Here is a 7394-nt window from a genome sequence, read left to right as displayed (position 1 = left end):
GCGGTGGGCCGATGCCCCCAGCCGATGACGGGCAGGTCGGGGGACTCGGCCAGCCGTTCGCGGACGAGCTCCACCGCGTGCGCGCTCGACCTCGCCGGCGCCAGGTCGAGCCGTGCGGACGTCAGTGACCACTGGCCGAGGTGGACGTGCTGGTCCCACAGCCCCGGCATCAACCATCCGCCGTCGGCGCTCGGGTCGGCTGCGGGCCCGATCGCCCTCACGACGCCGTCGGTGAGCGTCACGTCGACCGGCCCGTCGGGTGCGGGGTCGGTGAGGGAGACGAGGTGCACTGCTTCGAACCGCATGCGCTCACGCTAGATGCGTAGCCATGGGCGGAGCTCGGCGCCTTCCCTCGGGGGGTGGGCAGGCCGACCGGTTCCCGCTATACAGAGGGAGACGGCGCTGCACGGCGTCGCACTTACGGCCCTCGCGGCCACGACGTGAATGGAGGACGACATGACTGACTCCCAGATCGAAGAACCGGCCGACGGCGGTGCCGAAGGCGGTGCTCCGGGCGGTGACGGCGGGGCAGACGGTGGCGCTGACGGTGGCGCTGACGGTGGCGCTGACGGCGGGGCCGATGGCGGCGCGGACGGCGGGGCCGACGGTGGCGCAGGCGGCGCAGGCGGCGCTGATGGTGGCGCTGACAGCGGTGCCGACAGCACTTCTTGATGCAGCAGGAGATCGTTGATGACGGCGGGCCCGGGGACGACCCCGGGCCCGCCGGCTCGACCCTCGGCGAGCGGCCGGCGCTGGCGCGCCTCGTCGGTGACGTGGGGTCGTTCGCGCAGGCGACGTGGGCTCGCGAGGCCACGTCGTACGCCGCAGCGGACCCTGCCGGCTTCGCCGACCTGCTCAGCGAGGACTCGGTCGATGAGCTGCTCGGCCGTCGGGGACTGCGCACGCCCTTCCTGCGCGTCGCCAAGGACGGCACCACCCTGGGCAACACGGCGTTCACGGCCCCAGGGGGCGTGGGAGCAGGCATCGCCGACCAGGTCAGCGACGATAAACTCGCAGCTCTCTTCGCGGGCGGCTCCACGCTCGTCCTGCAGGGACTCCACCGCACGTGGCCGCCCGTCATCGACTTCTGCCAGCAGCTCGCCACCGACCTGGGACACCCCGTCCAGGCCAACGCGTACGTCACGCCTCCCGACAACCAGGGCTTCGCGGACCACTACGACGTCCACGACGTCTTCGTCCTCCAGGTCAGCGGGCGCAAGAGGTGGTCGATCCACCCGCCGGTGCTGCCGTCGCCCCTGCGCGACCAGCCGTGGACCGACCGGCGCGACGAGGTCGCGTCGGCCGCCGAGCAGGCGCCGGTCATCGACGTCGTGCTGGAGCCGGGCGACGTCCTCTACCTCCCGCGCGGCTACCTGCACTCCGCCACGGCGTTGGGCGGTGTCACCGTCCACCTGACGCTGGGCGTCCACAGCTGGACGCGCTACTCCGTGGCCGAGCAGCTCGTCGCGATGGCCCTCGAGGTTCTCGCCGACGACCCCGACGCCCGGGCGTCGCTCGACCTCGGCACCACGCTGGCTCCCGAGCAGCTGGACGCAGAGCTCGTCGCTGCCAAGATCCGAGATGCTCTCGAGGAGCTCGACCCGGCGGAGGTCGCGGCCCGGCTGCGAGCCCAGCGCCGGGCTGCTCAGCGGGCGGAACCGATCGGGCCCCTCGCGCAGCACGCGTTGGCCACGGCGTTGACCGGGCCGACGGCCCTCAGGCTCCGCCAGCACCTCGATGCCGACCTCGACGCGACTGGCGCCGACCGTCTGCTGCGCACCCGGGCGGGGACCGTGCCGGTGGGAGACGTGCCGGAGGCGGTGCTCAAGCGCCTGCTGGCCGGCGCCGTGCTCCTCGCCGAGGAGCTCGGGACGACCACGGCACGCCGGCTGATCGAGGCTGGACTGGTCGTCGCCGGATGACCTTCCGCTGCTCCGACGGGGCCCTCGAGCGGGGTGATCCCATCGTCGGGACTGCCCCGCCACAACGAGACTGGCTGCTGGTCGAGCACCCCGGACCCTGGCCGGTGAACGCCCCCTTCGACACCGACCTGCCAACAGCACTCCTCCGGCGACTCGAGCATCCTCGGCTGCGGATCCTGCTCATCCGGCCACACGGCCGGGAGGCGGGCCGGCGCGAGTCCGTCGACCCGGCCCGCCGGCGCTGGTTCAGGTGTGTGGAAGGCGAGCTGCGGACCGGTCAGTGGGACCACCCCGACGACCTGCTCGCCACGTCGGAGCCCGGTGCCGGGGCGCCATACCCCGGACCGCTGGTGCTTGTGTGCACCCACGGCGTCCACGACGTCTGCTGCGCGATCAAGGGCCGGCCCGTCGCCGCAGCGCTCGCCCGGGAGTGGCGGGAAGGGACATTCGAGTGCAGCCACCTCGGCGGCGACCGGTTCGCGCCCAACGTGCTGCTGCTGCCCGACGGCGCCTGCTACGCGGGGATGTCACCCGAGCAGTCGGTGACCACGGTGGCCGCCCACCTGCAGGGTCGCGTCGACGTCGACCGGCTGCGCGGCGTGGTGGGCCTGCATCCCGCCGAGCAGGTGGCGCAGGCCGCAGTGCTGCGGCGGTGGGGTCCGGCTCCGGTCACCAGCGCGCTGCCGGCGCTGGTGGAGCAGACCGGCACCGTCGACGCGGGCACGTGGACCGTCGAGGTCGTCGGTACGGCGCCCCTGCCACGTGATGTCCGCGTGCTCGTGACGAGCAGCCGGCGAGCACAGGCGCAGCTGACCTGCCGGGCCCCCCGCGAGACGCAGGCGCTCCAGTGGGACGTGGTCTCGCTCAAGTCGGGATGACGCGACCGCTCAGGACAGGAAGCGCTCCAGGACGGGCCCCGCGGTCCGGGAGCCCGACTCCCCGGTCTCGACGAAGACGGCGACGGCGAGGTCGCCCTGCGTCGCGATCATCCAGGTGTGGGTGGGCAGCGAGCCGGACGCGTCGGGCGAGCCGTACTCCGCGGTGCCGGTCTTGGCTCCCACCTCGCCAGGCAGGTCAGCGAGGAACGAGGCCGACCCCTCGGTCACGACCGCCCGCATCAGCGCCCTGAGGTCGCCGGCCTCCGCAGGCGTCAACGGCGCCGCCGGGGCGGTCTGCGTCACCTCGTGGTCGGGCAGCAGCACGGGCAGCACGGCCCGACCCGCGGCCACCGAGGCCGCCACGGTCGCCATCGTCATCGGCGACGCCAGCACCTTGCCTTGGCCGATCAGGTCGGCCGCGGCCTCGGTCTCCCCCTCGGGGGCCGGCACCTGCCCGAAGTAGGCGGGGAACCCGAGGTCGTGATCGACGCCCGAGCCCAGAGCGGCAGCAGCTTCGGCCAGGTCGCCGTCGCGCAGCCGGTCGCGGGCGGTGATGAAGGCGGTGTTGCACGAGTTGGCGACGGCCTGGCGGAGCGTGATCGTGCCGAGCCCGGACGCGGGGTAGTCGTCGTAGTTCTTGAACGTCTTGCCGTCAACCACGGTGCTGGCCGGGCACTGCACGGGCCCCTCGGGCCGCAGACCGGTCCGGAGCAGCGCCAGCGACGAGACCACCTTGAAGGTCGAGCCCGGCGCGTACTGCCCGTACGTCGCGGTGTTGAGGCCCTTGCTCCCGGGTCCGCTGGCCGCGGCCAGGATGGCCCCGTCCGAGGGGCGGATCGCCACGACCGCGCTGGGGGGCCCGACCGAGGCGAGGGCGGACTCCGCCTTGGTCTGCAGGTCGATGTCCAGCGTCGTGCGCAGGTCTGCTCCGGCCACGGCGGGCACCTCGTGCACGGCGCGGTCGTTGTCCGCACCGGCCGCGATGACGGTCAGACCGGGGGTGCCGGCGAGCTGGTCGTCGTACCGTGCCTGGAGGCCCGACAGACCCACCACGTCGCCTGCCTCGACCTCACCGGCCGACTCCTCGATGAGCTCCGCAGTGGCTTCGCCGACGCTGCCGAGGATCGGGGCGGCGAACCCGCGCGACGGCGCAAGGTCCTGCTGGGTCGCGAGCGAGACGGCGCCCGGGATCTCGGCGTAGCGGGGCGGGACGAGCGTCGTCGCCTCCTCCGCGCGCAGCACGAGCGCCTGGACGAACGCCTTCTCCCCCGCCGCCTCGGCCTGTTCGGTGTACGCCGCAGCGTCGACCTTCAGCGCCTCGGCGATCGCCTGCGCGGAGATCGCGACCTGGCCGTCGGCCACCTGGTCGGCGGTCAGCTTGGTCTTGTCCAGCCCGAGAAGGACGACGTCCCGGGGCGCGACGATCGCCCGGTCCCCGGCCCCGGTGATCCGGCCCCGCTCGGCGCTCGTGCGCTGCAGGGCCAGCCGCTCCCCCTCGACCAGCGACGGCTCGACCAGCGACGGCGCCCAGGCCACCTGCCAGGTGTCCTCGACCCGCGTCAGGTCGGCGGAGGTGGCGTAGGTCCACGACTCACCGTCCAGGTCCCAGGTCCAGCTCACCTCCGCGCTCGCGGTGTCGTCTGCGACCTCGGCGTCGCCCACCTCCACGTCCGGCTCCACCTCGCCGAGCCCTTCCACAACGACTGTGTAGTCGTCGGTCGGGTCGGCGGAGGTGAAGGCGACAGCGCTGAGGTCCCCCGAGGTGAGTCCGTCCTGCAGTGCAGCGAGCGTCGCCCCCGGGCCTTCGTCGTCACCGAGGAGCTGACAACCGGTGAGCGCGAGCGGGGCCGCGAGGACAGTGGCGAGGACAGGGGCGAGGACAGGGGCAGCGAGCCGAGAACGCATGCGCTCACGCTAGTGGGAGACCGCAGGGCTAGATTGCCTCCCATGGGTTTGCGGGGACTCGTCGCAATCGTGGCGTTGCTGGCGGCGGGCATCGTCGGCGGCTTCGTTGCTGCCTCCTACCTCGCCGCGGATCCCGACTCCACTGGCATTCCCACCCCGGTGGCAGCGCCGAGCCCCAGCATCCCCGGCAATCCGACGGCAGCCCTGCAGGACGATCCGACCGAGCCTGCCCTACCGACGGACCTGGTGATGGAGGACGTCATGGTGGGGTCGGGGCGCAACGCCTTCGTCTTCCCGGCGCCCGTGGACTGGAGCCGGTTCGAGTCCGGCTCCAACGAGGTGAAGTACAAGATGTCCGGCTACCCGGGCAACACCTTCGTCCTCCGCGTGGAGCAGGTGAAGTCGCAGCACGAGGCGATCCCCGACATCGTCGAGGACACCCTCGCCGAGCTCGACCGAGACTTCGACGACTTCAAGCTGACGCGACGAACCTATGACTCGCTGGAGTTCAACTACCTCTACGAGGGCTACCGCCGGTTCGGCTTCCTCACCTGGATGGACGTCAGCGACTCCGACCAGGCAGAGGCGGAGATCGCGGTGACGGGCCGGGAGAAGGACCTCACCGGCATGAGCGAGCTCCTGGCGAAGGTCATCCGGGGCATCAGGACCAACTGACGCCCGTGACGTCCACCTCAGAGTCCGGACGTCTCGATGGACTCGATGACGTCGTAGGCGACGACGCGGTCAGCGGCGCGCACCTGCACCCACAGCAGCTGGTCGTCATTGACCTGCACGACCCGCTCGATGGTGATCCCACCGTCGGTGCACCCGGTGAACTCCACCGTGGTGGCCTGGTCTCCGAGGTACTGGTCGTCCCTGGCCCCGAGCTGGACCTCGCACTCGGGATGCCGCGGCAGGTTGGTCGGCAGCGAGTCACCGGGAAGCACCCCGATGAAGACGCCTTCTCCGGGTTCCTGGTTCTCGTTCCACCCCACGGCGTCCCCCGCCGAGACCGACGGCTCGTCGCCTGCCCCACCGGGTGGTCGCCAGGACTCGGCGTCGACCGCTCGCGTCCAGTCGTCGGGAACCGTGACCGAGATGCTGCCCGTCGAGCTCGAGATCGTGTGCTCGGTGTCGAGCAGGCGCTGGGCAGCGAAGCCCGTCCCGAGACCGACGAGGAGGGCCGCGGCCCCGACCGCCACCAGCATCCGCTTCGCTCGACGCGGCGTGAGGGTGAAGACGGGTCGTGGCGCCGGCTTGGTCAGGTCCTCATCCACCGGGATCCAGGTCGGCGACTCCTCGGCGTGGTCGACGAGGGCGCTGTTCAGGGCCTCGACGAAACTGGGCACATCGGGATATCTCCCGGCCCGGTCCTTCGAGAGGGCGGTCGCGAGCACCTTCTCCGCGTCGTCGGGCAGCCCGTTGTCCAGCGGAGGCAACGGACCGGGATCAGCGGCAGCGCTGAGCGACGCATGGTCGTACGGCGCCCGCCCGGCCAGCATCAGGTAGGCCAGCGCAGCAAGGGAGAACTGGTCGGCACGCCCATCGAGCGGCTCGCCCTGGGCCTGCTCAGGAGCGATGAAGGACGGGGTGCCGCCGATCATCGTCAGTCGCGACGACATGTCCATCGCCTTGCCGAGACCGAGGTCGCCGAGCATCGCGCTGACCTGCCGCGCCCCATCGACCTCGACGGTGCGGAACAGGACGTTGGCGGGCTTCACGTCGCGGTGCAGCACGCCACGCCGGTGGAGGGCGTGGAGCCCGGCGCCGATCTGCCCGATGACATGGAGCGCCTGCGGGACGGTCAGCGGCTCGACGTCCAGGCGGTCTGCGAGCGTGCCCTGGTCGGCATACGACATGACCAGGAACGGACGGGAGTCCTCCAGCTCGCCGGCGTCGTAGACCGACACCACGTGGGGCGACTCGACCTTGCGCAGGAAGCGGCCTTCCTCGACGAAGCGCTGGCGGACATGAAGGTCCTCGGTCCAGTTCTCGGCGAGCACCTTGATCGCGACGGGACAGTCCAGCTGCTCGTCGTAGGCCAGCCACACCGTCGCGAATGCGCCCGCCCCGATGCGACGCCGCACGGGGTAGCGACCAAGACGGGAGGGGACGGACACACCTGCATTATGTTGCAGGCGTGACTCCGGACGACATCGATGACTTCGCGCGGCGCGCCCGCGAGGGTGACCGTGCTGCGCTGGAGAGCCTTCTGGAGGCAGTTCGCCCCCGTGCGCTCAACGTCTGCCGCGGGGTCCTCCCCTACTCCGGCGACGCGGAGGACGCCTGTCAGGAGGCGCTGCTCAACGTCGCCACGAAGATCGGTTCGTGGAACGGCCGCGGCCGCTTCACCACGTGGATGCACGTCGTGGCGCTGAACAGCGCGCGCACGACCTACCGCAAGCTGAAGAACCAGGCCGTGCCCACCGACTTCGAGGGTGGCAAGCACGACCGACCCGATCCGCGCACCACCTCGGTCATCGCGGGCACCCGGCTGGACCTCCTCGACGCCATGGAGACGATCGAGAAGGAGCACCCGCAATACGTCGAGCCGCTGCTCCTCCGCGACGTCTACGGCATGGCCTACGAGGACATCGCGCAGCTCATCGACGTGCCCCTCGGGACGGTGAAGGCGCAGATCCACCACGGCCGGAAGCTCGCGCGACCCCTGCTCCGGGGCGAGTGATGA

At 71.7% G+C, this 7394-nt stretch carries 7 protein-coding genes and 1 pseudogene; 5 read left to right on the top strand and 3 right to left on the bottom strand.

Going from position 1 to position 7394, the window contains the following annotated elements:
* A pseudogene (locus JWN68_RS13920) lies at nt 1-305 on the bottom strand (amidohydrolase); the annotation flags it as partial.
* 151 nt (nt 306-456) lie between these two features.
* Between JWN68_RS13920 and JWN68_RS13915 the strand changes: the two are divergent.
* From JWN68_RS13915 to JWN68_RS13905, 3 genes are read left to right on the top strand one after another with little or no spacing between them, the layout of a single operon-like run.
* The gene (locus JWN68_RS13915) at nt 457-672 is read left to right on the top strand and encodes a hypothetical protein (protein ID WP_297739913.1); all 216 of its coding nucleotides are present in this window, start codon (nt 457-459) and stop codon (nt 670-672) included.
* Nucleotides 672-1922 (top strand): cupin domain-containing protein, encoded by a 1251-nt coding sequence (locus JWN68_RS13910; RefSeq protein ID WP_297739911.1) that lies wholly within the window; start codon nt 672-674, stop codon nt 1920-1922. Before JWN68_RS13915 ends, JWN68_RS13910 begins: the two co-directional genes overlap by 1 nt.
* Nucleotides 1919-2800, top strand: a complete 882-nt coding sequence (locus JWN68_RS13905; protein WP_297739909.1) for a sucrase ferredoxin — start codon at nt 1919-1921, stop codon at nt 2798-2800. The genes JWN68_RS13910 and JWN68_RS13905 overlap by 4 nt, the downstream gene beginning before the upstream one ends.
* Nucleotides 2801-2809: 9 nt before the next feature.
* Here JWN68_RS13905 and JWN68_RS13900 read toward each other — a convergent pair whose 3' ends face one another.
* Nucleotides 2810-4705: a penicillin-binding transpeptidase domain-containing protein gene (locus JWN68_RS13900; RefSeq protein ID WP_297739907.1), complete on the bottom strand. Its 1896-nt coding sequence runs from the start codon at nt 4703-4705 to the stop codon at nt 2810-2812.
* 42 nt (nt 4706-4747) lie between these two features.
* On the opposite strand from JWN68_RS13900, the gene JWN68_RS13895 reads away from it, so the two are divergent.
* Nucleotides 4748-5380, top strand: a complete 633-nt coding sequence (locus JWN68_RS13895) for a hypothetical protein (RefSeq protein WP_297739905.1) — start codon at nt 4748-4750, stop codon at nt 5378-5380.
* A 17-nt stretch (nt 5381-5397) separates the two neighbouring features.
* On the opposite strand, the gene JWN68_RS13890 is transcribed toward JWN68_RS13895, so the two are convergent.
* Nucleotides 5398-6825, bottom strand: a complete 1428-nt coding sequence (locus tag JWN68_RS13890) for a serine/threonine-protein kinase (protein WP_297739902.1) — start codon at nt 6823-6825, stop codon at nt 5398-5400.
* Between the two features lie 20 nt (nt 6826-6845).
* Here JWN68_RS13890 and JWN68_RS13885 point away from each other — a divergent pair, with 20 nt between their 5' ends.
* The gene (locus JWN68_RS13885; protein ID WP_297739900.1) at nt 6846-7391 is read left to right on the top strand and encodes an RNA polymerase sigma factor; all 546 of its coding nucleotides are present in this window, start codon (nt 6846-6848) and stop codon (nt 7389-7391) included.
* Nucleotides 7392-7394 lie beyond the last annotated feature (3 nt).

The organism is Nocardioides sp. (assembly GCF_025964975.1).
Lineage (GTDB): Bacteria > Actinomycetota > Actinomycetes > Propionibacteriales > Nocardioidaceae > Nocardioides.
Note: the sequence above shows the minus strand (reverse complement) of the source record. Positions and strands in the feature narration are given on the sequence as shown.

Excerpts from the sequence above, each read along its gene's own strand:
- JWN68_RS13895 (WP_297739905.1), top strand. The coding sequence starts at position 4,748 with ATGGGTTTGCGGGGACTCGTCGCAATCGTGGCGTTGCTGGCGGCGGGC.
- JWN68_RS13910 (WP_297739911.1), top strand. The coding sequence starts at position 672 with ATGCAGCAGGAGATCGTTGATGACGGCGGGCCCGGGGACGACCCCGGG.
- JWN68_RS13915 (WP_297739913.1), top strand. The coding sequence starts at position 457 with ATGACTGACTCCCAGATCGAAGAACCGGCCGACGGCGGTGCCGAAGGC.
- JWN68_RS13900 (WP_297739907.1), bottom strand. The coding sequence starts at position 4,705 with ATGCGTTCTCGGCTCGCTGCCCCTGTCCTCGCCCCTGTCCTCGCCACT.
- JWN68_RS13905 (WP_297739909.1), top strand. The coding sequence starts at position 1,919 with ATGACCTTCCGCTGCTCCGACGGGGCCCTCGAGCGGGGTGATCCCATC.